The organism is Novosphingobium sp. KN65.2, from assembly GCF_001368935.1.
Classification (GTDB): Bacteria; Pseudomonadota; Alphaproteobacteria; order Sphingomonadales; family Sphingomonadaceae; genus Novosphingobium; species Novosphingobium mathurense.
Genome location: NZ_CCBH010000170.1, coordinates 125,221 through 149,264 on the forward strand (window position 1 = coordinate 125,221; position 24,044 = coordinate 149,264).

Annotated in this window: 20 protein-coding genes; 11 read left to right on the forward strand and 9 right to left on the reverse strand. The window is 65.3% G+C overall.

Translation table 11 applies throughout. The features are described 5' to 3' along the window. Positions 1-206: 206 nt before the first annotated feature. Positions 207-743 (reverse strand): inorganic diphosphatase, encoded by a 537-nt coding sequence (gene ppa / locus SPHV1_RS16585; protein ID WP_007012444.1) that lies wholly within the window; start codon positions 741-743, stop codon positions 207-209. 109 nt (positions 744-852) lie between these two features. Continuing rightward, positions 853-2,787: a M61 family metallopeptidase gene (locus SPHV1_RS16590; protein ID WP_054947132.1), complete on the reverse strand. Its 1,935-nt coding sequence runs from the start codon at positions 2,785-2,787 to the stop codon at positions 853-855. Positions 2,788-2,955: 168 nt separating this feature from the next. Between SPHV1_RS16590 and hisS the strand changes: the two genes are divergently transcribed. The 6 genes from hisS (at position 2,956) to metK (ending at position 10,122) form a co-directional block, all read left to right on the forward strand. Further along, positions 2,956-4,200 (forward strand): histidine--tRNA ligase, encoded by a 1,245-nt coding sequence (gene hisS, locus SPHV1_RS16595; protein ID WP_054947133.1) that lies wholly within the window; start codon positions 2,956-2,958, stop codon positions 4,198-4,200. Continuing rightward, positions 4,197-5,267, forward strand: a complete 1,071-nt coding sequence (prfA, locus tag SPHV1_RS16600; protein WP_054947134.1) for a peptide chain release factor 1 — start codon at positions 4,197-4,199, stop codon at positions 5,265-5,267. Before hisS ends, prfA begins: the two co-directional genes overlap by 4 nt. Then, positions 5,260-6,093, forward strand: a complete 834-nt coding sequence (prmC, locus tag SPHV1_RS16605; RefSeq protein ID WP_054947135.1) for a peptide chain release factor N(5)-glutamine methyltransferase — start codon at positions 5,260-5,262, stop codon at positions 6,091-6,093. The genes prfA and prmC overlap by 8 nt, the downstream gene beginning before the upstream one ends. A 241-nt stretch (positions 6,094-6,334) precedes the next feature. Beyond that, the gene (locus SPHV1_RS16610; RefSeq protein ID WP_082431040.1) at positions 6,335-7,108 is read left to right on the forward strand and encodes a DUF4167 domain-containing protein; all 774 of its coding nucleotides are present in this window, start codon (positions 6,335-6,337) and stop codon (positions 7,106-7,108) included. Between the two features lie 70 nt (positions 7,109-7,178). After that, positions 7,179-8,861, forward strand: a complete 1,683-nt coding sequence (gene lnt, locus SPHV1_RS16615; RefSeq protein WP_054947137.1) for an apolipoprotein N-acyltransferase — start codon at positions 7,179-7,181, stop codon at positions 8,859-8,861. Between the two features lie 43 nt (positions 8,862-8,904). Next, positions 8,905-10,122 carry a methionine adenosyltransferase gene (gene metK / locus SPHV1_RS16620; RefSeq protein ID WP_054947163.1) on the forward strand — a complete coding sequence of 406 codons (1,218 nt, stop codon included), beginning with the start codon at positions 8,905-8,907 and terminating at the stop codon, positions 10,120-10,122. 123 nt (positions 10,123-10,245) lie between these two features. Here the strand turns inward: metK and SPHV1_RS16625 are convergent, their stop codons facing one another. After that, a complete protein-coding gene (locus tag SPHV1_RS16625; RefSeq protein ID WP_231634714.1) occupies positions 10,246-10,542 on the reverse strand; it encodes a recombinase family protein in 297 nt (98 codons plus the stop codon). Between the two features lie 170 nt (positions 10,543-10,712). Between SPHV1_RS16625 and SPHV1_RS16630 the strand changes: the two genes are divergently transcribed. Next, the gene (locus SPHV1_RS16630; RefSeq protein WP_054947138.1) at positions 10,713-11,576 is read left to right on the forward strand and encodes a sulfurtransferase; all 864 of its coding nucleotides are present in this window, start codon (positions 10,713-10,715) and stop codon (positions 11,574-11,576) included. A gap of 9 nt (positions 11,577-11,585) precedes the next feature. On the opposite strand, the gene SPHV1_RS16635 is transcribed toward SPHV1_RS16630, so the two are convergent. The 4 genes from SPHV1_RS16635 to SPHV1_RS16650 all read right to left on the reverse strand — a co-directional run bounded on the left by SPHV1_RS16635 (position 11,586) and on the right by SPHV1_RS16650 (position 14,344). Further along, positions 11,586-12,269 (reverse strand): glutathione S-transferase family protein, encoded by a 684-nt coding sequence (locus tag SPHV1_RS16635; protein ID WP_054947139.1) that lies wholly within the window; start codon positions 12,267-12,269, stop codon positions 11,586-11,588. Between the two features lie 39 nt (positions 12,270-12,308). Beyond that, positions 12,309-12,854, reverse strand: coding sequence for a glutathione peroxidase (locus SPHV1_RS16640; protein ID WP_054947140.1), 546 nt, complete (start codon positions 12,852-12,854; stop codon positions 12,309-12,311). A gap of 114 nt (positions 12,855-12,968) precedes the next feature. Then, positions 12,969-13,622: a CoA transferase subunit B gene (locus tag SPHV1_RS16645; protein WP_054947141.1), complete on the reverse strand. Its 654-nt coding sequence runs from the start codon at positions 13,620-13,622 to the stop codon at positions 12,969-12,971. Further along, a complete protein-coding gene (locus tag SPHV1_RS16650; protein WP_176168087.1) occupies positions 13,622-14,344 on the reverse strand; it encodes a CoA transferase subunit A in 723 nt (240 codons plus the stop codon). Before SPHV1_RS16650 ends, SPHV1_RS16645 begins: the two co-directional genes overlap by 1 nt. Before the next feature lie 89 nt (positions 14,345-14,433). Between SPHV1_RS16650 and SPHV1_RS16655 the strand changes: the two genes are divergently transcribed. The 3 genes from SPHV1_RS16655 to SPHV1_RS16665 all read left to right on the forward strand — a co-directional run bounded on the left by SPHV1_RS16655 (position 14,434) and on the right by SPHV1_RS16665 (position 19,305). Beyond that, positions 14,434-15,327, forward strand: coding sequence for a LysR family transcriptional regulator (locus tag SPHV1_RS16655; protein ID WP_054947143.1), 894 nt, complete (start codon positions 14,434-14,436; stop codon positions 15,325-15,327). 119 nt (positions 15,328-15,446) lie between these two features. Then, complete coding sequence (locus tag SPHV1_RS16660; protein WP_054947164.1) at positions 15,447-16,229, forward strand: universal stress protein; 783 nt, start codon at positions 15,447-15,449, stop codon at positions 16,227-16,229. Between the two features lie 760 nt (positions 16,230-16,989). Next, a complete protein-coding gene (locus SPHV1_RS16665) occupies positions 16,990-19,305 on the forward strand; it encodes a CDC48 family AAA ATPase (RefSeq protein WP_054947144.1) in 2,316 nt (771 codons plus the stop codon). A gap of 79 nt (positions 19,306-19,384) precedes the next feature. Here the strand turns inward: SPHV1_RS16665 and SPHV1_RS16670 are convergent, their stop codons facing one another. Both SPHV1_RS16670 and polA read right to left on the reverse strand, forming a co-directional pair. Then, positions 19,385-20,521: a mechanosensitive ion channel family protein gene (locus SPHV1_RS16670; protein WP_054947165.1), complete on the reverse strand. Its 1,137-nt coding sequence runs from the start codon at positions 20,519-20,521 to the stop codon at positions 19,385-19,387. A 67-nt stretch (positions 20,522-20,588) separates the two neighbouring features. Then, the gene (gene polA / locus SPHV1_RS16675; protein ID WP_054947145.1) at positions 20,589-23,429 is read right to left on the reverse strand and encodes a DNA polymerase I; all 2,841 of its coding nucleotides are present in this window, start codon (positions 23,427-23,429) and stop codon (positions 20,589-20,591) included. Positions 23,430-23,653: 224 nt separating this feature from the next. Between polA and SPHV1_RS16680 the strand changes: the two genes are divergently transcribed. Further along, positions 23,654-23,962, forward strand: coding sequence for a hypothetical protein (locus SPHV1_RS16680; RefSeq protein ID WP_054947146.1), 309 nt, complete (start codon positions 23,654-23,656; stop codon positions 23,960-23,962). Positions 23,963-24,044 lie beyond the last annotated feature (82 nt).

Here is a 24,044-nt window from a genome sequence, read left to right on the forward strand (position 1 = left end):
TCGCATAGAGGCGCCGACGCGGCACCCGGTCGGGGCTGGCGGGCAGGGAAAACCTCAGCGAAGCCGCCCGGCGAACGCCCCTGCCACAGGCCAAAGGGAAAAAACCACGATTCCAGAATGACAAAGGGCCGACGATTTGCACCGTCGGCCCCCGTTCCACATGGGGGAGTGGAACTCGTGGTGTCCGCGCGACTCAGTAGAGTCCCTTAGCGCGTGGATTCCTTATAGCGCTCAATCGCCTCGACGACGATTTTCCGCGCTTCGTTGGCATCGCCCCACGTCCCGACACGTACCCACTTTTCCTTCTCGAGGTCCTTATAGTGGGTGAAGAAGTGCTCAATCTGGCTGAACACGATCTCGGGAAGGTCGGTCTTTTCCTTGACGTCCGAGTAGTAGGGGAACGTCGAGTCCACCGGCACGCAGACCAGCTTCTCGTCGCCGCCATGCTCGTCCTCGAGGTTGAGGACGGCGATCGGACGGGCGCGCACGACGCAGCCCGGGATGAAGGGCGAACGCGCAACGACCAGCGCATCGAGCGGGTCACCGTCGGGCGACAGCGTGTGCGGCACGAAACCGTAGTTGGCCGGGTAGCGCATCGGCGTATGCAGGATGCGGTCGACGAACAGGGCGCCGGAGGCCTTGTCGAATTCGTACTTAACGGGCTCGCCGCCAGTCGGCACTTCGATGATGACGTTGAGGCTTTCCGGCGGATTGTCGCCGACGGGAATCATGTCGATGCGCATATTATTCCTTACTTGTGCAGACGTGAGTCCGCTGACCGCGGTACTATTGCGGTGCGCGGCTTAGCCTCGCCCCTGTTGCGTCGCAACAGGCTAATGGTCGTAGACTGATTTAGTTGCGACGGGCCGCAAGCAGGCGGTCGAGGCCGTTTTCCCTGCCGGGCGTCGTCGATACCAGCCAGGGCCAGCGCATGCCGTCATGATAGTCGACCGGGACGGTCATGACCCTGTCGCCGCGCCGCACAACGATCTGCAGCGGCTCCTTGCGCGACTTGGCCGCGGTGATCGCCTTGGTCATCGCATCGGCGGAATAGACCGTGCCGTCGACCGCAATGATCTTCGCGCCCGTCACGATGCCGGCGTTGAAGGCCGGGCTGTCCCAGACGACCCCGCTGACATCGCCGTCCTTGTCGACTGTCATGCCCAGCGAATGCGAAAGGTAGAGGCTGCCGTACTTGTCGACGAGCGCCTTGTCGTAAGGATTGGGCACGTCCTTGAACACGACCTGGTAACCTGCCTTCTCGATCCCCGCGTAAGGCGCGCCGCGCCCCGGCAGGTCGATCCGGTCCTTGAGGAAACTTGCCCAGTCATGCGGGTAGATTCCGTTGAGCGTCGCCACGACTTCGTCGAAGCCGTAGCGCAGGGTCGGTGCAGTGCCTTCGCGGTAGGAGAAGAACGCCTTGGCGAAATCGTCGAGGCCCTTGCGGCCGTTGGTGCCTTCGCGAATCAGCTGGTCGGCCTCGAGCCAGACCAGCGCGCCTTCCCAGTAATAGTCCTCGGTGCGCGCCATCGAGGCATAGGGCTTGGGCTTGCGGGCGGCGAAGACCGGATCGAACGTCGTGTCTTCCACCGAACGCCAGCCGCGTCCCGGATTGCCGGCGAGTCCAGCGGCCGCACGTGCGATCGCGCCGAGCACGGTGTCCTTTTCCTGCACGCCCGACCGCACCGCAAGAACCTGGCCCCAGAACTGGGTCTGGCCTTCATAGACCCACAGCAGGTTGTCCTGCATCGGCGTACGGTAGTCCGGCGTCCACAGCTTGGCAGGGCGGCGGTACTTGCCGTTCCAGCTATGGGTGAATTCGTGCGGCAGGACGTTGCGGTCCCAGTCCATGCCCTTCCAGTCGACGAAGGCGCGCGGCTCGAGCTGGTTCTCGCTCGAACGCAGGTGCTCCAGGCCGATGCCGCCGATCTTGCTCGAAAGCGCGACGAGGAATTCGTAGTGGTCGAAGGCCGGCTTGCCGAAAAGATAGAGTGCCTGGTCGGAGAGCGCACGAAGCTTCGCGAGGTTTTCCGGCGCAAGGTCCAGCAGTTCGGGCGAATCCGCCACGGCATCGAGCGAGACCTTATTGCCCAGATCGAAGCGGCGATAGTTGGCGCCCGCGAATATCGGAGAATCGACGAGTTCCTCGTAATTCGTCTCGGCCCAGGCGTAGCGGTCGCCCGCCCGGGTTTCGCCGTCCAGCGCGGTGGCCGCGGTCCAGCCCTTGGGGAAGGTCACGCTGGGGCGCACCCTGATTTGGCTGACATAGTGCCCGGCCGGATAGAGGCTCATCTTCTCCCACTGCAGGTTGAGCATCTCGGGAGTCACCGTCACGCGGCCCTCGGATGCCTGCAGGGGCGAGGTATGGATGAAACGGGCCACGACCTTGCGGGCATTGGCGGGCAGGTCGACGTGGAAGGCATAGACCTCGATCGGGTCGCGCTCCCAGCTCACCGGCTTGCCGTCGACGGTGAAGCGCAAGTCGACCAGCTCCGCGAGCGGCCCGCGCGGTCCATGGTTGCCGGGCAGCCACTGCGGGAACAGCAGCGTCAGCCGTTCGGTCCCGGGCGCGACGGGAATCGTCTCGGTCACCTTGTACGTCGCGCGAGTCACGTCGCTCGCGTCGATGTCGAGCTGGATCGTCCCGCCCGGCCAGGGGGTGTCGACCGCATCGGGCACCGTCGGGCTGGCCATCTCGATGCGGCTCGGCTCAGCGGAGATCGCCGGAACCGAAGTGGAAAGGCAAAGGGCGGAAAGAAGCGTTGCAACCGCAGGAATATTTTTCATGGGCCCGGGTTTTGGCAACCCCGCCGCGCGAGCGCAACCGCAAGCGTGACTGGACCGTGCAACCTTCCCGATTTGGACCGGATCCGTTACCACATCGGGACCGATCGGCTGCGCCTTGCCCAGCAGCGGTCTTCCCCCGCAGCCCCATTCCCGCTAAGCGCGCGCGTCATGAGCAGCACACCACAGGCTATCCGCGGAACCCAGGACATTTTCGGCAGTGACGCCGAGGCTTTCGCGCATGTCGTCGAAACCTTCGAACGCGTGCGCAAGCTCTACCGCTTCCGCCGCGTCGAAATGCCGGTCTTCGAGAAGACCGCCGTATTCTCGCGTTCGCTGGGAGAGACGACCGATGTCGTTTCCAAGGAAATGTACTCCTTCGAGGATCGCGGCGGCGAATCGCTGACCCTGCGTCCCGAATTCACCGCAGGAATCGCCCGCGCCTACCTCACCAATGGCTGGAAGCAGTTCGCACCGCTCAAGGTTGCGACCCACGGCCCGCTTTTCCGGTATGAGCGCCCGCAGAAGGGCCGCTACCGCCAGTTCCACCAGATCGACGCCGAAGTGATCGGCGCGGCCGAACCGATGGTCGACGTCGAGCTTCTCGTCATGGCCGACCAACTGCTCAAGGAACTGGGCATTGCCGAAGGCGTCACGCTGCAGCTCAATACCCTGGGCGATGCCGCCAGCCGCGAAGCCTGGCGCGCCGCGCTGATCGAGTACTTCCGCGATCACAAGGCCTCGCTCAGCGAGGATTCGCAGGATCGCCTCGAACGCAACCCGCTGCGTATCCTCGATTCCAAGGACCCGCGCGACAAGCCCTTCACCGCCGATGCGCCGAAGATCGACGACTTCCTCTCGGCCGAGGCGCAGGACTTCTTCGGACAGGTGACACAAGGGCTCGACGCGGCCTCGGTGGACTATGTGCGCGCGCCGGCCCTTGTGCGCGGGCTCGACTACTACCGCCACACTGCGTTCGAATTTGTGACAGACCGGCTCGGCGCGCAGGGCACCGTGCTCGGCGGCGGCCGCTACGACGGCCTGCTCGAAGCGCTGGGCGGCCCGGCGACCCCGGCAGTCGGCTGGGCAGCTGGCATCGAACGCCTCTCGATGCTGGTCGCCGATGCCGGCGCCCTCGAGGAAGCGCCGCTCACGGTAATCCTCGCGGTCGAGGACGACACGGCCCTGCCCTATGCTCAGAAGGCGATTACCGCGCTGCGCCACCAGGGCATCGACGCCGAGATGATCGCCACCGGCTCACCGCGCAAGCGCTTCGACAAGGCGGTCAAGCTCGGCGCGAAAGTGCTCGTCTCGTTCGTGATGCGCGACGGCGTGCCCGTCGCCAACTTGCGCGCGGCCGATCCGACGGCGGAATACCTCGCGGTCGAGCAGGTCATCCAGTCGATCCGGCCGTGAGCGTTTCGGACACCCGTCTTGCCCAACTCGGCGTGCGGTTTGCCGAACTGGAGGCGCGCCTTGCTTCCGGCACGCTGGAGGGCGAGGCTTTCGTTACCGCCAGCCGCGACTATGCCGAACTGGAACCGGTAGCGCGCGTCGCCGCCGAAATCGTTTCGATGCGCGAGGAACTGGCGAGCCTGCAGAAGCTCGACGACCCCGATCCCGAAATGCGGGCCCTGGCGGACGAGGAAGTGGCACGGATCAAGTCCGAACTGCCCGAGGCCGAGCGCAAGCTCGCCATTGCCATGCTGCCCCGCGATGCCGCGGACAGCCGCCCGGCGATGCTTGAAATTCGCGCCGGCACCGGCGGGGACGAGGCCGCGCTGTTCGCCGCCGACCTCTATCGCATGTACGAACGCTTCGCGGCCGAACAGGGCTGGAAGGTCGAGATGATCTCGGCCAATGCCAGCGATATCGGCGGCTTCAAGGAAGTGGTAGCCAACGTCTCGGGCACCGGGGTCTTCGCGAAGCTCAAGTTCGAAAGCGGCGTGCACCGCGTCCAGCGCGTGCCGGTGACCGAAAGCGGCGGGCGCATCCACACGTCGGCGGCAACCGTCGCGGTCCTGCCCGAGCCCAGCGAAGTCGACGTCCAGATCGAGGACAAGGACCTCAAGATCGACATCTACCGCGCCAGCGGCGCCGGCGGACAGCACGTCAACACCACCGATTCAGCGGTGCGCATCACCCACCTGCCAACCGACATAGTGGTGACCTGCCAGGACGAGCGCAGCCAGCACAAGAACAAGGCCAAGGCGATGCAGGTCCTGCGCGCGCGCCTCTATGAAAAGATGCGCGACGAGGCGCAGGGCGCCGAGGCCGAAGCGCGCAAGGCGATGGTCGGATCGGGTGACCGTTCCGAACGCATCCGCACCTACAACTTCCCGCAAGGGCGTGTGACCGACCACCGTATCAACCTGACCCTGCACCGGCTGCCCGAGATCCTCGAAGGTCCGGGCCTCGGGGAACTCGTCGATGCGCTGATCGCCGAGGACGAGGCCAAGCGCCTTGCCGCCATGGATGCCTGAAGACACCGTCGCCGCGGCGATCCGCGAGGCGGCGCAGCGGCTGGCCGCAAGCAGCGACACGGCCCGGCTCGACGCCGAAGTGCTGATGGCCCACGCCCTTGGCGCCACCCGTTCCGAGCTGCTGCTGCGTCACATGGGCGGGCCCGTGCCTGCAGGCTACGAAGCGCTGGTGATGCGGCGCATCGCGCACGAGCCGGTCGCCTACATCGTCGGAGAGCAGGAGTTCTTCGGCCTGCCCTTCGCAGTCTCAAGCGACGTCCTGATCCCGCGCAGCGACAGCGAAGTCCTTGTCGAGACCGCGCTTGCAGCCCGGCCCCGGGCGCGCAGGATCCTCGATTGCGGGACCGGATCGGGCGCGCTGCTGCTGGCCGTGCTCTCGCAGCTTCCCGAAGCGCACGGCATCGGCATCGACCGCTCGCCCGGGGCCCTTGCCGTCGCCCGGGCCAATGCCCAGTCCCTCGGCCTTGCCGAGCGCACCGCACTTGTCGAGGCCGACTGGCACGTACCGTGCTGGGCCGATGCCTTGGGTGGCCCGTTCGACCTGATCCTCGCCAATCCGCCCTATGTCGAGGACGATGCTCCGCTCGACCGGTCGGTACGGGCGTTCGAACCGGCGGGCGCCCTGTTTTCGGGGCCGGAGGGGCTTGACGACTACCGCATCCTCATCCCCCAATTGCGCGGCCTGCTTGCCCCCTCGGGACTGGCGCTGGTCGAAATCGGCCATGCCCAGGCCGATGCCGTCAGCGCCATCGGCCACGCCGCCGGGCTCTCGACGCAGCTTTATCGTGATCTGGCAAATCGACCACGAGTCCTAGGATTTTGGTGAATAACGCAAGATTTCGCTTGGAATCGGGCGCTGGAGTGCCTAAGCCTAATAACGAACCCGGACATGGATGAAACTTCCCATGCACGGTTCACCTCCACAATTTGCAATCGGTGCAGCTTACGGCGCCTCGACTGAGCAGATTTGGAAATCACGGCAATCACAGCGAACCGTGAACTTGCGACGTGCGGCTGAACCGCCAGACATTCTGGACGGCAGCCAGGGGTTTTGAGGAACGTTATCCTTGAATAACAATCGTGGTAATAACCGCAGGCGTGGCCGCGGCAATAACCGTCAGCAGGGCGGGCAGCAGATGAACCGGATCGACAGCAGGGCGCGGGGCAATGCACCGCAGCTGCTGGAGAAATATCGGAAGCTGGCCCATGACGCGCACCTCAATGGGGATCGCGTTCAGGAGGAATACTACCTCCAGTTTGCTGACCACTACTTCCGTGTCATTGCCGACCAGAAGCAGCGACAGGAAGAATCGCGCCAGCCGCGCCGCGACGATCGTTCGCAGGATTACGGCGACGACACCGGTTCCGAGGACGAGAACGACGGCGAGGCCCCGCGCTATCACCAGCAGGATCGCGGCCAGCGCTACCAGCGCAGCAACGAAGCCCCTGTCGAACAGGTGGAAGCCAGGGAAGAGGCCGACGGCAACGACGGTTCGATTTACGAACCGCCGCAAAACCCCTTCGTGCGCGACAATCGTGGCGCCCGTGGCGGCCTGAAACAGCGCAAGCCGCGTCGCGGCGATGACGCAGGAGACGGCAACGACGAAGCCGGCGAAGAGTCCGAAGCCGCGCAGACCGCCTCCGAAGGGTTCGATCCGGCAACCCTGCCGCCCCCGATCTCGGCCAAGGCGGAAGACAAGCCCAAGCGCCGCACCCGCGCCAAGGCCAAGCCGGAAGCCGGCGAAGAGGGCGAGGAAAAGCCCAAGCGTCGCCGGACCCGCAAGCCCAGCGCGTCGAGCGAAGACGGCAACGGCGGAAGTGCGCTGGAAACCGTAGACTGATACGACAACCAATCCGGCCGCGCGCAACTTCGCTTGCGTCGCGGCCGGGCTGGCTTACATACCGGCGCCGATGAATTCTCCTCGGCACGCTCCGGCCTCCCGCAATCCCCTGTCGATCCTCGACCGCTTCCCGCGCCTTGGCGCGGGCCTGCTTGCGATCGTCGCGGGCGCTGTCGCCGCCTGCGGATTCCAGCCGCTCTCGCTCTGGCCGCTGACCCTCGCAGGGATTGCCATTCTCGCCGAACTGGTCATGCGATGCGCCAGCGGGCGCTGTGCCTTTCTGGTCGGCTGGTGCTTCGGCCTTGGCCACTTCACCCTCGGCAACAACTGGATCGCGACCGCCTTCACCTACCAGGCGGAAATGCCCGCATGGCTGGGCGGAATCGCAGTGTTCCTGCTCTCGCTTTTCCTCGCGATCTATCCCGGCCTTGCCGCGCTGTGCGCATGGCTGGCACTCAAGGTCGGCCGCAGGGGCAAGGCCGCGGCACCGGCGGCTCCCACAGCATTCCTGATCGTCCTTTTCGCCCTGCCGGCCGCCTGGATCGTGACCGAGTGGCTGCGCGCGTGGGTCTTCACCGGGTTTTCGTGGAATCCGCTGGGCGTCGCCCTGCTCGGCCAGTTCGACACGCGCGGACTGGCGCTGCTGGCCCCGTGGATCGGGACCTACGGCCTGTCCGGCGTGCTCGTCCTGCTGGCCTGCATACCGGGCTACTTTGCCCGTCTGGGCGCTCCGCGCTGCGGCTTGGGCCGCTGGATCTGGGTACTTGCCACGGTGGCGATTGCGGCTCCGCTCGTGCTGGTGATGACCGGGCCTGACCGCTGGGCCAAGCGCGAGGAAGGCGAGATCCGCTATACCCTCGTCCAGCCCGACCTGCGGCAGGAGGTCATCGACGATCCGCGCCAGTACGAAGCGAACTTCATCAAGCTCGCCATGCTCTCGCTGCAGCGTCGACCGGGCGAGAAGCGCGTGGTGTTCTGGCCGGAATCGGGCCTTGGCGACTACCTGCGCGACGGTTACCCCGATTACCTCTACCGCATGTACACCTATGCCGGAGATCCGCTGCTGGCCCGCCAGCGCATCGGCCGCATGATCGGTCCGTACAGCGTCTTGCTGACCGGCGCGGTCGACCTGGTGATGAAGGACGACAAGAGCGTGGGCGCGCGCAATACCGTCACCGCCTTCGACGGCGAAGGGCACATCCTGGCCAGCTATTCCAAGGCGCACCTGGTGCCCTACGGCGAATATCTCGCCCTGCGCTGGCTGCTCGAACCGCTGGGAGCGCGCCGCCTCGTGGCCGGATCGCTGGACTTCTGGCCCGGGCCGGGGCCGCGCACCTACGATTTGGGCAGCTACGGCGAGGCCGGCATCCAGATCTGCTACGAGATCATCTTCAGTGGGCAGGTGGTCGATCCGCGCAATCGCCCGGACTACATCTTCAATCCCTCGAACGACGGCTGGTTCGGCACCTGGGGGCCGCCGCAGCATCTGGCCCAGGCCCGACTGCGCGCGATCGAGGAAGGCCTGCCGATCCTGCGTTCGACCACCACCGGCATCAGCGCCGTCGTCGATGCCGACGGGATCGTGCGCCAGTTCGTTCCCTGGCACCGCGCCGGACGCCTCGACGGACGCATCCCACCTCCGCACGAACCGACGCTTTTCGCCCGCTACGGCAATGTCCTCCCGCTCGCTTTCAGCGCATTCCTTGCCCTTCTGGCGCTTTCCGTGGTTGCACTCGGCCGCCGCGGGAGGTAAATGGCAATAGACATAAAGCAATCTTTATATCCCGGTGCCCAACATGCGCAGTGACTACGTCTTTACCTCCGAGAGCGTCTCGGAAGGCCATCCCGACAAGGTTTCGGACCAGATTTCCGATGCCATCGTCGATCTTTTCCTCTCGCGTGACCCCGAAGCGCGCGTCGCATGCGAGACGCTCACCACCACCCAGCGCGTCGTGCTGGCGGGCGAAGTGCGCGGCAAGGGCATGATCGACCGCAACGGCCACTGGGAAGAAGGCGCGCAGGAGGAAATCCAGCGCGTCGTGCGCGAAACCGTGCACCGCATCGGCTACGAGCAGGACGGCTTCCACTGGAAGGACCTGACCTTCGAGAACCACCTGCACCCGCAGAGCGCCGACATCGCGCAGGGCGTCGATTCGGCCGGCAACAAGGACGAAGGCGCGGGCGACCAGGGCATCATGTTCGGCTTCGCCTGCGACGAGACGCCCGACCTGATGCCGGCGACGCTCGACTACAGCCACAAGATCCTCCAGCGCCTTGCCGACGACCGCAAGTCGGGCGAAGCACCGTTCCTCGAGCCCGACGCCAAGAGCCAGGTCACCCTGCGCTTCCGTAACGGCGTGCCGGTTGCCGCGACTGCCGTCGTCGTCTCGACCCAGCACAAGCCGGGCTACCACGAGGGCGAGAAGGAAGCGCAGCTCAAGGACTACGTGAAGCGCGTCGTCACCGAGATCCTGCCCGAAGGCTTCGTGACCGGCGAGACGGTGTTCCACATCAACCCGACCGGCAAGTTCGAGATCGGCGGACCCGACGGCGATGCCGGGCTCACCGGCCGCAAGATCATCGTCGATACCTACGGCGGCGCAGCCCCGCACGGCGGCGGTGCATTCTCGGGCAAGGACCCGACCAAGGTCGACCGCTCGGCGGCCTACGTCACTCGCTACCTTGCCAAGAACGTCGTGGCGGCGGGCCTTGCCAAGCGCTGCACGATCCAGGTGTCCTACGCGATCGGCGTGTCCGAGCCGCTGTCCCTCTACGTCAACCTGCACGACACCGGCACGGTGAGCGAGGAAGCGCTGGAAGCCGCGATCACCAAGGTCGCCAAGGCGCGTCTGGGCGGCCTCACCCCGCGCGGCATCCGTGTCGGGCTCGGCCTCAACAAGCCGATCTACGCCTGCACGGCGGCCTATGGTCACTTCGGCCGCCAGCCCAGCGGCGACCTGTTCCCCTGGGAACGCACCGACCTGGTGGACGACCTCAAGGCCGCACTGGCCTGATCCGGTCCGGGGGCGAGCAATTGGCAATGTCAAATATCGGCAGCCGATTGGCGAATTGAACCGGGCTGACGAGCTTTGGAATGACCGGGTTAAAACCTCGGTCATTCCGCTCTCTTGGCACGCTCAGCAAAGTGGCCGTCGACTGTGGCCTGAGGTCATCGCTTCTTCGGCGCGTTCGCGTTGAACGTCGCGACCGAACGTCATGAAAGCTGACACGGTTTGGAAGAACGCGCGGCCATTTGTCGCCGTGGTATCGATGCCTTCGCACAGTGACCGGAACTCGACTTCTCGTTCGCCGAGCGCTTGCAGATCCGAGACCAGGGTGATGAGCGAGCGCGACAGGCGATCGAGGCGCCAGACGATGATTTCGTCGCCGGGCTGCGCGTACGCGCACATCTCCATGTAGGCGGGCTTGATCACGGCGGGGACATGGATTGCCGATGCCATCCTCAAGGGCGGCGCGGCCGAGCGCGAGCATTACCTGAAAGTCCTGCGCATGGGCGGATCGGTCGCACCGACCCGCAGGCGTCGACATCGCGCCTGCCGATCCCTACTTCGATGCAGACAGGGAACTGAAAGCGCGAGACCTCATGAACCACAAGATGCCCTTCGAAACGCTGATCTCGGTCACGGACCTGCAGGCCCTGCTGGAAAGCGGCACGCCGGTACTGCTGCTCGACTGCGAATTCGATCTGGCCGCACCCGAAAAGGGCCGCGCGGTCCATGCCGAAGGGCACCTGCCGGGCGCCCGTTATGCCCACCTCGACAATGACCTTGCCAGCGCGCCCAATGGTGCCAACGGCCGCCATCCCCTGCCCGATCGGGATACCTTTGCCGCGTGGCTGCGCAGTCTCGGCCTGCGCAAGGGCCAGCAGGTCATCGCCTACGATTCGAACGGCGGAGCATGGGCGGCGCGGGCCTGGTGGCTGCTGCGCTGGATGGGCCATCGCGCTGTCGCGGTCCTCGACGGTGGCAAGCCCGCCTGGGTTGCCGACGGACATGACCTCACCAGCGAAGTACCCGAGGCGGTCAACGAAGGCGATTTCGCTCCGGGCGATCCGCTCGTCGGCGGAATCGTCAGCGCGCAGGACGTACTCGGCAACATCAGGGCCGGCGCGGCGCAAGTCCTCGATGCCCGCGATCCTTCGCGCTTTCGCGGCGATGCCAACCCGTTAGACCCCGTAGCGGGCCACATGCCGGGCGCGCGGAACCACTTCTTTCGCGACAACCTCGATGGCGTAGGCCGATTCCGTTCGGCCGAGGAGCTGTCCGCGACCTTCTCCGCGCTGCTCGACGGCAAGCCGGCCGTCCTGAGCTGCGGATCGGGCGTGACTGCCTGCCATAATGCACTGGCCATGGAAATCGCGGGCCTGCCCGGCGCACGGCTCTACCCCGGATCGTGGAGCGAATGGATCAGCGATCCCGCCCGCCCGGTGGAAACCGGAGAGGCCTGAGCTTCCGGTTCAGCTCTTGCGGTAATCTGCGACGATCTCGCCGCATTCGGCAAGTTCCGCCTCGTGGCCTTCCTCACGCCAGGCCTCGGTCAGGGCCTCGGCTTCCCATTGCCGCATGGCCGGATGGTCGAGCACATGATCGACCCATGCCTGTCCGCCGCCGACGTCGAGGCCATATGTGCGGATACGGAAAGCCACCGGCGCGTAGAAGGCATCGGCGGCGGTGAAATCGGGTCCGGCAAGCCACGGTCCGCCGAAGCGCGCCAGCGCTTGCTCGAACATCTCCCGCAGGCGTTCGACGTTCCGGCGCAGCGCTTCGGACATCGGACGCGGCCGGACGCGCACGCCCACGTTCATCGTGCAGTCGTTGCGAAGGGCAGCAAAGCCGCCGTGCATTTCGGCGACGATGCTCTGCGCGAAAGCGCGCGCGGCCTCATCCTGCGGCCAGATGCCGGGGTGACGGTCGGCAAGATAGAGCGTGATCCCCAGCGAATCCCAGACGGTGCGTTCGCCATCGATCAGCGCCGGCACCTGGCCGGTGGGGGAAAAGCTGCGGAATTCATCGAAGTTCACCGGCCTGGTGAACGGTTCGATGCGGTCCTCGAAAGCGATGCCGAGGGCTTTCATCAGCACCCAGGGCCGCAGTGACCAGCTGGAATAGTTGCGATTCGCGGTGATCAGGACGTAGCTCATGCCCGGGCATGCTTTGCCGGGGCATGAGCGCTTGGCAAGCTACTTTGCGAGTTCGGCTTCGATCGCGCCGACAAGTTCGGGCGCGCCCGGTTCGACACCCGGAGCGAAGCGACCGGCAACGGTGCTGTCGCGGGCGATCAGGAACTTCTCGAAGTTCCACAGCACTTCGGGGTCCTGCGTCGGCGTCATGCCGAAACCCTTGAGCTTTTCGCGGAATTCCTCAGCAGGGCCGACCTTTTCCGGCTGTGCCTCGATCAGCGCGGCATAGAGCGGCTGCTTGCCCTCACCGGTGACGTCGGCCTTGGCGAAAAGCGGGAAGGTGACGCCGTAGTTGAGCGAGCAGAATTCCATGATCTCCTCATGGCTGCCCGGCTCCTGTGCGCCGAAATCGTTGGCCGGAAAGCCGAGGACTTCGAAACCCTTGTCCTTGTATGCGTTGTAGAGCTTTTCCAGTCCCTCGTATTGCGGGGTCAGGCCGCACCTGGAAGCGACATTGACCACGAGCAGGACCTTGCCCTCGTGGTTGGCGAGGCTGTCGCCAGCACCGTCGATGCGCGTCAGCGGAATGGCAGCAAGGTCGGTCATCTCCGAATTCTCCTGAGTCTTTGCTTTGGCACGGAGAATATGTGGCCCCGGCGTGACCGCTGCAAGTCAGCCGGGGCTTTGGGCCGCCCGGAGGAGCGGGCAGCCCAATTGTCTTCAGACCTCGTACTTGGCCGTGGTCTTGGCCGCCACTTCCTCGGCCGTGACGCCGGGTGCGAGTTCGACCAGCCTGAACGGGGACTTGTGGTCCGCACGCTGGAACACGCACAGGTCGGTGACGATCATGTCAACCACGTTCTTGCCGGTCAGCGGCAGGGTGCATTCGGGAATGAACTTGGGATCGCCGTTCTTGGAGGTGTGCTCCATGACGACGATGATCTTCTTCACGCCAGCCACGAGGTCCATCGCGCCGCCCATGCCCTTGATCATCTTGCCCGGAATCATCCAGTTGGCGATGTCACCGTTCTCGGCCACTTCCATCGCGCCCAGCACGGCCAGGTCGATATGCCCGCCGCGGATCATCGCGAAGCTGGTGGCGCTGTCGAAGAAGGCGGTCTGCGGCAGTTCGCTGACCGTCTGCTTGCCGGCGTTGATGAGATCGGGATCGACCTCGTCCGGATAGGGGAACGGCCCGATGCCGAGCATGCCGTTTTCCGACTGCAGGGTGACGGTCACGCCCTTGGGCACGTGGTTGGCGACCAGCGTCGGGATGCCGATGCCCAGGTTGACGTAGAAACCGTCTTCCAGTTCCTGCGCCGCGCGGGCGGCCATCTGGTTGCGATCCCAGCCCTTCTTGGTTTCCTCGGACATCAGGCGGTCTCCCTTTCGCGGGTCGTCGTGAATTCGATCTTCTTGTCGTAGGGGGCGCCGAGCACGAGGCGCTGGACGTAGACGCCCGGCAGGTGGATGTGATCCGGTTCGAGCGCGCCGGTCGGCACGATCTCTTCCACTTCGACGATGCAGACCTTGCCGCAGGTCGCGGCGGGCACGTTGAAGTTGCGGGCGGTCTTGCGGAACACGACGTTGCCGCTCTCGTCCGCCTTCCACGCCTTGACCAGCGAAAGATCGGCGAAGATGCCGCGCTCGAGCACGTACTCCTGATCCACCCCGTTGGAATCGGCGAAGACCTTGGTTTCCTTGCCCTCGGCAACCTGGGTGCCGACGCCGGTCTTGGTGTAGAAGCCCGGGATGCCCGCGCCGCCGGCGCGCATGCGCTCGGCCAGGGTGCCCTGCGGACAGAATTCGACTTCCAGCTCTCCCGAAAGGAACTGGCGTTCGAACTCCTTGTTCTCGCCCACGTAGGAGGAGATCATCTTCTTCACCTGCCGCGTGCGCAGCAGCTTGCCGATGCCCTCGTTGTCGATGCCGGCATTGTTCGAGGCAAAGGTCAGGTCCTTGACCCCGCTGTCGCGCACGGCGTCGAGCAGGCGCTCGGGAATGCCGCAAAGGCCGAAACCGCCCGCGGCGATCAGCAGGCCGTCCTTGAGCAGCCCGTCGAGGGCGGCGTCTGCACTGGGATAGAGTTTGTTCATCAGATCTCCTCTCGCTTGCGCGATACCCTAGACATGCATTGACATTACGAATAGCGATTGTTTTTTATCTGTTTCGATAAGAAAGTTTTATGAAACGGATCGCGCTCTATCATCTGGAAACGCTCATGTGGATCGACCGCCTGGGCACTTTCGCCGCAGCGGCGCAGCGGCTGAACACCACCCAGCCGGCGATTTCCGCCCGGGTGCGCGAGATCGAGGAGCAACTGGGCCTCTCGCTGTTCCAACGCGACGGGCGCCGGATGGTTCTCACCGCGCGTGGACGCAGGCTGGTGCAGGCCTGCGAACCGCTGCGCAGCGGGCTGGAGCAGGTGCTGCTGGAAGCGAGCGACTTCGCCGGCGCAACGGGCGCGGTGCGCATCGGATCAGGCGAGATCGCCGCGGCAAGCTGCCTGCCCGCCTTCATCGGCGCGATCGAGCGCGAGCGGCCCGGCGTCACCATGGAAATCGAGCTCGACCTGACCGCGCGCCTGCTTCAGCAGCTCCTGTCGGGCACGCGCGACATCGTCTTTCTCGCCGGACCGGTGGCCAGTCCCGGCATTCGCACGGCGCCGATCGGCTCGGTCGACCTCGTCTGGGTGGCCGGCCCTGCGGTGGCGCGCGCAGGCGGGTTCGCGCAGCCGTTGCCGGTCTGGTCGCTGCCCGATCACTCGCCGATCCACACCGTCGCCATCGGCACTCTGGCGGTTCACGGCCTCTCGCCGCGGGCAGTGCACACCTGCAACAACGTGCGCACCATGATCGAGATCGTCAGCAGCGGCCAGGGCGCTGCGGTTCTGCCCGAAACCATGGTAAGAGAGCATCTGCACACAGGATCCCTCGTCGAAATCCTGCCCCGGCCGGAACAGAAGGTACATTTCGAAGCCGCGATTCGCACGCGTGAACGCGAACCGGTCATTCTCGAGCTGTTCGAAAGAGCGGGCCGGCTCTCGATCGACGCCCATCCGGAACAGGCCGCGCATTGAACGCTTTGAAAAGAGACCAGACACCCGATCGCGGCAACAAACGCGATTAATGTTTGATCTCGGTCATGGCGGGGGCGTACCCTCTCGCTAAGGTTCGAAAATCAGTGGGAGAAATGGACATGCGCTCGATTCTCGTCAATGCGGACCGCAAGCCGGACAGCGAAGCCCGGATCAACACCGCGCTCGACCTCGCACGACGAACCGGCGGTCACGTCACCGTTCTCGTCGATACGCCGGTAACCCGCTACATCGCCATGGATCCCATGGGCGGCAGCTATGTGATCTCCGATGCGCTGGAACAGGCGCGCGGCGAAGACGATGCCGCCGCCGAAGCGATCGAGGCCCGCCTTTCGCGCGACGACGTGGCGTTCAATGTCCTGCGCAGCGAAGACGACCCGGTCAACGCCCTGGCCGGGGCGGCACGCCTGTCCGATCTCGTGATCGTATCGCGCGCAGGCGGACTGGCCGGCGAAGTGGCCCTGATATCCAGCACTCCGGTTCTCGCCCTGCCAGACGGCAAGGGGCTGGAAATCCCGATCCGCCGCGCCTGCATCGCCTGGGACGGCGGGGAACAGGCCGCGGCCGCGCTGCGCGCATCGGTGCCGCTGCTGGCCGACTGCCAGATGGTGAAAGTGATCTCCGTTGCCGAGAAGCCGGGCGGCTATCCGGGCACCGAAGCGCTGCGCTATCTCTCGCGCCACGGCATTCATGCCGAGTTCGAGGAGCACCAGCGTCGCGGCTCGACCGAAGAGACGCTCGCCGCTGCCGTGGCGCAGAACCACGCCGAACTTCTGGTGATGGGAGCCTACGGCAAGAGCCGGATGCGTGAGTTCCTGTTCGGCGGCGTCACCGCCTACTTCCTCAATGAAGCGAAATCGCCGGCCCTGCTGCTGGTGCACTGACCGCTCAAGCCGGGCGTCCGCTTCACCACATGACCGCGCCCCGGTGCCGATCCGGGCTGCCGGGCGCCAGCGCGTAACTCTGATCCTGCCCCCGCCGCAACCGGTGCGTCGGATGTCGAAGACGGATCGCGAACCGAGTCGAGCCTCAGGGGCCCGGCGCGGTTGGCGAGTCGCGGCTTGATTTGCGCATCGGATTTGGCCGAATTCCCCTCCCAATGCAGTCCAGCGAGGCGATAAGCTGAACGCTATGGCAATAAGGTCCTGAGCTAGCTTAGGAGATTTCGCGACGCAGCAGGATCACTCCGCACGCCCGGCACCGCAGCCAAAACCTGAAAGTATTACAATGAAATATGAAACCTGATTCGACTATGGATTAGGGGAATTTCCGGCGGATTTCGGAGATTTCGACGGATCTCTTGGCCTAATCGCAACTGTAATTGATTTTTTTGCATCTCCAGGAATCGCATTTCGCACTTGCACAAAAAGGCGACCGGAGTCATAACCAAACTGCCTTTCAGGCATCCTCTCCCAAAACTTCCACGGCCCGGTCGGCAACGTCCGGGCCTTTTTTTGTCCGCAATCTGTGAGCGTTATCATGAAATGGCGCTCCGCAGCGCTGCCCACGCGCGCGGGAACTTGAGATTGCCATCACCGTTCGTTTGAAATCCCTCGGGGCGATACCTAGCTCAAGGTCACTCCCAAGAAAGTCGCGATGTCGACGCGCGGCACATGAGGGAATTGGGCGAAGGAAAGGAATCACATGGCGGACGCCCCACCCCAGGTGGACGAACGGACGGTCAGGCTGCAGGTTGCGGCCGCCCGGCAGGAAGAGAGCGGCCAGGGCATTGCCCGCATGTCGCGCGCATCGCTTTCGGCGATCGGCGCGATGGAAGGCGATGTGCTGGAAATCACCGGCAAATCGGTAACGGTGGCTCAGGCCGTTCTGGCCTATCCCGAAGACGAAGGGCTGGAAGTCATCCGGCTCGACGGTCTCCAGCGCGTCAATGCCGAAGTCGGTTCGGGCGATCACGTCACGGTCCGCAAGGGCGAATCGCGTCCGGCCCAGCGGGTCGTCTTCGCGCCCGCGCAAAAGGAAATGCGCCTGCAGGGCCCCTCCGCCGCGCTCAAGCGCAACTTCGCGGGCCGTCCGATGGTCCAGGGCGATCTCGTCGCCACGACCGGTCAGCAGCAGGTGGCCGACATTCCCCCGCAACTGCGCCGCATGTTCAATGCGCCTGCCTATGCCCTGACGCAGATCCGCCTGAACGTCGTTTCGACCACGCCGCGCGGCATCGTCCACATCGACGAGAATACCGAAGTCGAACTGCGCGAGGTCTTCGAGGAAGCCGAAGCCCGGCGCGGCGACATCAACTACGACGACGTGGGCGGCATGGGCGATACCATCCGCCAGCTGCGTGAAATGGTCGAGCTGCCGCTCCGCTATCCCGAGCTGTTCACCCGACTCGGTGTAGCGCCGCCCAAGGGCGTGCTGCTCCATGGTCCGCCGGGAACCGGCAAGACCCGCCTGGCGCAGGCCGTCGCCAACGAAAGCGAGGCCAACTTCTTCTCGATCAACGGGCCCGAGATCATGGGTTCGGGCTATGGCGACAGCGAAAAGGCCCTGCGCGAGGTGTTCGACGAGGCGACCAAGGCTGCCCCGGCGATCATCTTCATCGACGAGATCGATTCGATCGCGCCCAAGCGGAGCCAGGTCCACGGCGAGGCGGAGAAGCGCCTCGTCGCCCAGCTGCTCACGCTGATGGACGGCCTCAACAGCCGCGCGCACGTGGTCGTCATCGCCGCGACCAACCGGCCCGAGGCGATCGACGAGGCGCTGCGCCGCCCCGGCCGCTTCGACCGCGAAATCGTCATCGGCGTGCCTGACGAAAGCGGGCGGCGCGAGATCCTGGCCATCCACACCCGCGGCATGCCGCTGGGCGACAAGGTGGACCTCAAGGAACTGGCGCGCACTACGCATGGCTTCGTCGGCGCCGACATCGCCGCCCTCGCCCGCGAGGCCGCGATCGAAGCCGTGCGCCGGATCATGCCGCAGATCGACCTCGAAGCGCGCACGATCCCGCCCGAAGTGCTGGAGAACCTCTCGGTCACCCGCGAGGATTTCATCGAGGCGCTCAAGCGCATCCAGCCCTCGGCCATGCGCGAGGTCATGGTGCAGGTCCCCAATATCGGCTGGTCCGATATCGGCGGGCTCGATGAAGCTCAGCTCAAGCTCAAGGAAGGCGTCGAGCTGCCGCTGAGGAACCCCGAGGCGTTCCACAAGCTGGGCATCCGGCCGGCCAAGGGCTTCCTGCTCTACGGGCCGCCGGGCACCGGCAAGACGCTGCTGGCCAAGGCCGTCGCCAAGGAAGCCGAGGCCAACTTCATCTCGATCAAGTCATCGGACCTGCTCTCGAAATGGTACGGCGAAAGCGAACAGCAGATTGCCCGGCTTTTCGCCCGCGCCCGCCAGGTTGCACCTTGCGTCATCTTCATCGACGAGATCGACAGCCTGGTGCCCGCACGCGGTTCGGGCGGCGGTTTCGGCGAGCCGCAGGTCACGGCCCGCGTGGTCAACACGATCCTTGCCGAAATGGACGGGATGGAAGAATTGCAGTCGGTCGTCCTGATCGGCGCCACCAATCGCCCAACCCTCGTCGATCCGGCCCTGCTGCGTCCCGGCCGCTTCGACGAACTGGTCTATGTGGGCACGCCCGATACGGCCGGTCGCGAGCATATCCTGGGCATCCACACTTCGAAGATGCCGCTGGCCGAGGACGTCTCGCTGGCCGACATCGCGGAGCGGACCGAGCGTTTCACCGGTGCCGATCTCGAAGACGTGGTGCGCCGGGCCGGTCTCATTGCCATCCGCAAGGGTGGCGCCGATGTCCGGTCGGTCAGCATGGCCGATTTCGAGGAAGCCCTGGACGACAGCCGCGCCACGGTGACCGAGGAAATGGAAAACGAGTATTCCCGCATGAAGGGCGAGCTGAAGAAGCGCGCCATGGAAGTGGCGCCGATCGGCTTCATCACGCCCGGCATGGTGGAATCGACAAGAGACAGGAAGCACGGGGACTGATCGGTCCCGGCTCGATACCATAGAAAAGCCCGGCCCTTTGCGGCCGGGCTTATTCGTTGGGGGCCAGTTCCCGCTCCGCCTAGGGCGAAACGGCGCCCTTGCCTTCGCCAGCCATGGCTTCGGCCACCGACGGACCAGCGGCCAACTCCACCGGAGCGACCGGCAGGGTGCGGCGGCGGACGAGGGCCTCGGGCTTTTCGCGGCGGATCCAGTCGAGCATCGATTCGCGGATTTCGCAGCGCAAGTCGAACAGCGCGGGTCCGTCCTTCGCGCTCATCAGCAGGCGCACTTCGATGGCCTCGTTGTCGCAATCCGTGACCTGCAGCACCTGCGCGCGCTTGTCCCAGAGGCGGTGCGCGGTAATCTGCCGGGTATATTCCGCGCGGATCGGCGCAATGTCGGCCCCGTGGTCAAGGTAGATCATGACCGTACCGAGCAGTTCGGAGCTGGTCTTGGTCCAGTTCTGGAAGGTATCCTCGAGGAAGCGGTTGGACGGCACGACCAATCGGCGGTCATCCCAGACGCGCACGATCACGTAAGTCGTGCGGATATCCTCGATCCGGCCCCATTCGCCGTCGATGATCACCACATCGTCGATCGCGATGGGTTCGGTCAGCGCCATCTGGAAACCGGCGATCAGGGCCTTGAGCGCAGGCTGCGCCGCCGCGCCGACAGCCAGGGCGGCAAGGCCGGCCGAGGCCATGAGCGTCACCCCGATCTCGCGCACCCCGGGAATCGAGGCGAGCATGCCTGCCACCGTCAGGAAGACGATCAAAAACGTGCCGATGCGGCTGAAGATCGCCAGCCGGGTGCGGCGGCGCCGGGCGTTGTGGTTGTCCTCTACCGAGATGTCGTTGCGCAGGATCATTGCTTCGACGAAGGCGCGTAGCACCGCGACCGCGATCCAGCCGGTCAGCAGCGGCATGACGAAGCCCGAGAAGCGCGACCAGACCGCCTCGAGCACCGGCATCTCGCGCGCGGCCAGAACGATGCCCAGGGCCACGAAGGCATAACGGGTCGGCCGCGCCAGCCGCTTGACGACGATGTCGTCGGAATCGGTGCTGCTCGACCGGGCGACCCGGCGCAGGAGGCGGAAGACGAACCAATGAACCGCCAGTGCCACGGCAATGCCGATGGCAGCGGCGATCCCGGCAAGCAGGGGCTGCTCCGCCCAGGTCGGCAGGGCGACGAGGTGGCGGTCGATGAACCGGATCATGCGCAAGAGGTTATGCCGCATCGCAGCATAATCAAGGCCGTAAATTCACGCAGCCCGACGCGGGCGATCAGTGCGCGGCGCCCCAGCTCGATCCCGAACCGATCTCGACACCCAGCGGTACGTCCAGCTTGACCGCCGGCTCCGCCGCGCTCGCCATGACCCGCTCGATGACCTTCGAGGCGGCTGCGACGTCGGCTTCGGGCAGTTCGAACACCAGTTCGTCATGCACCTGCAGCAGCATGCGTGCATGCCCCAGGCCCGCCTTTTCCAGTTCGGGCTGCATGCGCACCATGGCGCGCTTGATGATATCGGCGCAGGTGCCCTGGATCGGCGCATTGATCGCGGCGCGTTCGCTGCCCTGCCGCTCAGCCTGGTTCTTCGAGGTTATGCGCGGGAACCAGGTCTTGCGGCCGAACAGCGTCTCCGAATAACCACGCTCACGCACCTGCTCGAGCGTGTAGGCGATGTAGCGCTGGATGCCGGGGAAGCGTTCGAAGTAGCGGTCGATCATGGCCTGCGCCTCGTCCGCCTCGACGCCGAGGCGACCTGCAAGGCCCCACCGCGAAATGCCGTAGAGGATCGCGAAGTTGATCGTCTTGGCCCGGCCGCGGGTATCGCGGTCGACCGTCCCGAACATCTCCTGCGCCGTGCGCGCGTGGATGTCCTCGCCATTGGCGAAGGCTTCCTTCAGGCTCGGCACGTCCGCCATGTACGCCGCCAGACGCAACTCGATCTGCGAGTAGTCGGCCGCGAGCAGGACATTGCCCTTGTCTGCGACGAAGCAGTCACGGATCTGGCGGCCGATCTCGGTGCGGATCGGGATGTTCTGCAGGTTGGGATCGGTCGAGGACAGGCGTCCGGTCTGCGCGCCGACCAGCGAATAGCTGGTGTGGACGCGGCCCGTCTTCGGGTTGATCGCCGCCTGCAGTGCCTCGGTATAAGTCGAGCGCAGCTTCGAAAGCTGGCGCCATTCGAGGACCTTGGTCGCGACTTCAGCACCCTCGCCGGCAAGCTTCTCGAGCACCGACTGGTCGGTGGAATACTGGCCCGACTTGCCCTTCTTGCCGCCCTTGCAGCCCAGCTTGTCGAACAGCACCTCGCCGAGTTGCTTGGGGCTGCCGATGGTGAATTCCTGGCCCGCGGCCTCGTGGATTTCGGCTTCGAGCGCGCCGATCGCCTCGGCAAACTGGCTGGAAAGGCCTGCCAGCTTTTCACGGTCGACCTTGATGCCGTGGCGCTCCATCTGCGCAACGACCGGGATCAGCGGGCGATCGACCCGTTCGTAGATGCGGGTGCCGCCTTCCTCGGACAGGCGGGGCTTGAGCAGGGTGTGCAGCCGCCAGGTAACGTCGGCGTCCTCCGCCGCATAATGGGTCGCCTTGTCCAGCGGGACTTCGCCGAAGGGAATCGCCTTCTTGCCGGTGCCGCACAGATCCTTGAACGCCATCGGCTTGTGGCCGAGGTGGCGCTCGGACAATTCGTCCATCCCGTGGCCGCCGCCGATCCCGTCGATCGATCGACCGGCATCGAGGCAGAAACTCTCGATCATCGTATCGTCGACCGGCGAAACCGCGATACCATAGCGCGCCAGCACGTTCAGGTCGTACTTGATGTTCTGCCCGACCTTGAGCACCGCATCGCTTTCCAGCAGCGGCTTGAGCACCTCGATCGCCTTGTCGAGCGGCACCTGCTGTGGCTTTTCGGCGAACATGTCGCTGCCGCCATGCCCAAGGGGAATATAGCAGGCATCGTTCGGCCCGATCGCCAGGCTGACGCCGGTCAGGTCGGCCTTCATGGCATCGAGCGCGGAAGTCTCGGTATCGACCGCGACGAGATGCGCCGCCGCTGCCTTGTCCACCCAGGCCCGCAGCGCCTCGAGCGTCTGCACGCATTCATAGGCGGCATAGTCGAGCGCAGGGAATTCCGGCAGCGACTGGCGCGCGGCGCCTTCGGCAGGAGCGGCGCCCGCCGTTACCGGCTTGGACGGGTGGAGCTGCGTCGCGCGCTCCGGGCTACCGGCACCGCCATTGAGGCGCTTGAGAAGGCTGGTGAAACCATGCGTGGAGAGGAATTCGGCAAGCGGTTCGGGCGGGATCGCGTCGAGCTTGAAGTCCTCGAGCGGTATCGGCAGGTTGCAGTCTTCCTTCAGCGTAACCAGCACCTTGGACAGGCGGGCCTGCTCGGCCTGCTCGATCAGGCGTTCCTGCAGCTTCGACTTCTTCATCCCGGGCGCGGCAGCCAGTGCCGATTCCAGATCGCCGTAGTCCTGGATCAGCTTGGTCGCGGTCTTGGGCCCCACGCCATAGACGCCGGGCACGTTGTCCACCGAGTCACCCATCAGCGCCAGCACGTCGCCGACCTTTTCGGGCGGCACACCGAATTTCTCGACCACCTCATCGATGTCGATGCGCTGGTTCTTCATCGTGTCCAGCATGTCGATCTTGCCGCCGCCCTTCTCGCAGGTGCCGACAAGCTGCATCAGGTCCTTGTCCGAAGATACGATGGTGACGTTCCACCCCTGCTCGGCAGCGGCGCGCGCGTAGGAGGCGATGAGGTCGTCGGCCTCGAAACCCTGCTCCTCGATGCAAGGCAGCGAGAAGGCGCGGGTCGCATCGCGAATCAGCGGAAACTGCGGGCGCAGGTCTTCCGGCGGCGGCGGACGGTTGGCCTTGTATTCCTCGTAGATGTCGTTGCGGAAGGACTTGCTCCCGGCATCGAGAATGACGGCCAGGTGCGTGGGACCGTCGGCCTTGTTGAGATCGTCTGCCAGCTTCCACAGCATCGTCGTGTAGCCGTAGACCGCCCCGACCGGCGTGCCTTCCGGGTTCGTCAGCGGCGGCAGGCGGTGATAGGCGCGGAAAATGTAGGCCGAGCCATCGACGAGGTAGAGGTGCTGCTTGGGATCCATGGACAGTCCCCTAGCAGCGCGGGAGCAAGGCGTCAGCAGGCAGGTCGATGAAGGTCGTGAACTTTCTCGGGAACCCGATGCTGCGAAATGCGTTTTGGCCCGAGTGCTTGAAACGCCGCGCGGCCCCTCCTAATCCATGGGGGACCGGTCCGGACCAAGGTGCCGGGCCTGCTTCGTGGCTTTCGCCATCGGGGTTCAACTTGCCAACGAGGGATTACCAAAAGATGCGCAAGATCGTTATTGCAACCACTGCCGCCGTTGCGGCCCTTTCGCTCGCCGCCTGCTCGGAACAGACCCAGGATGCGACCGAAGCCGCAGCGTCCTCCGCTGCCGATGACATGAGCGCCATGGCGACCGACGCCGCCGGTGCGGTCGACAACGCGGGCGACGCGATGGCCGGTGCTGCGAACGACGCTGCCGATGCCGCCAAGGAAGCTGGCGCCGATGCCGCCGACGCTGCCGGGGACGCCGCCTCGAGCGCCGAACAGGCTGCCAAGGACGCAGAAGCGGAAATGGACAACCAGACCAACTGAGCCCGACCGCTCAGTCTGGAGTGACGGCAAAAGCCCCCCCCCGGCGCCCGGCCGGCGGGGGGGGGAGAAGAAAGGGGCGCCG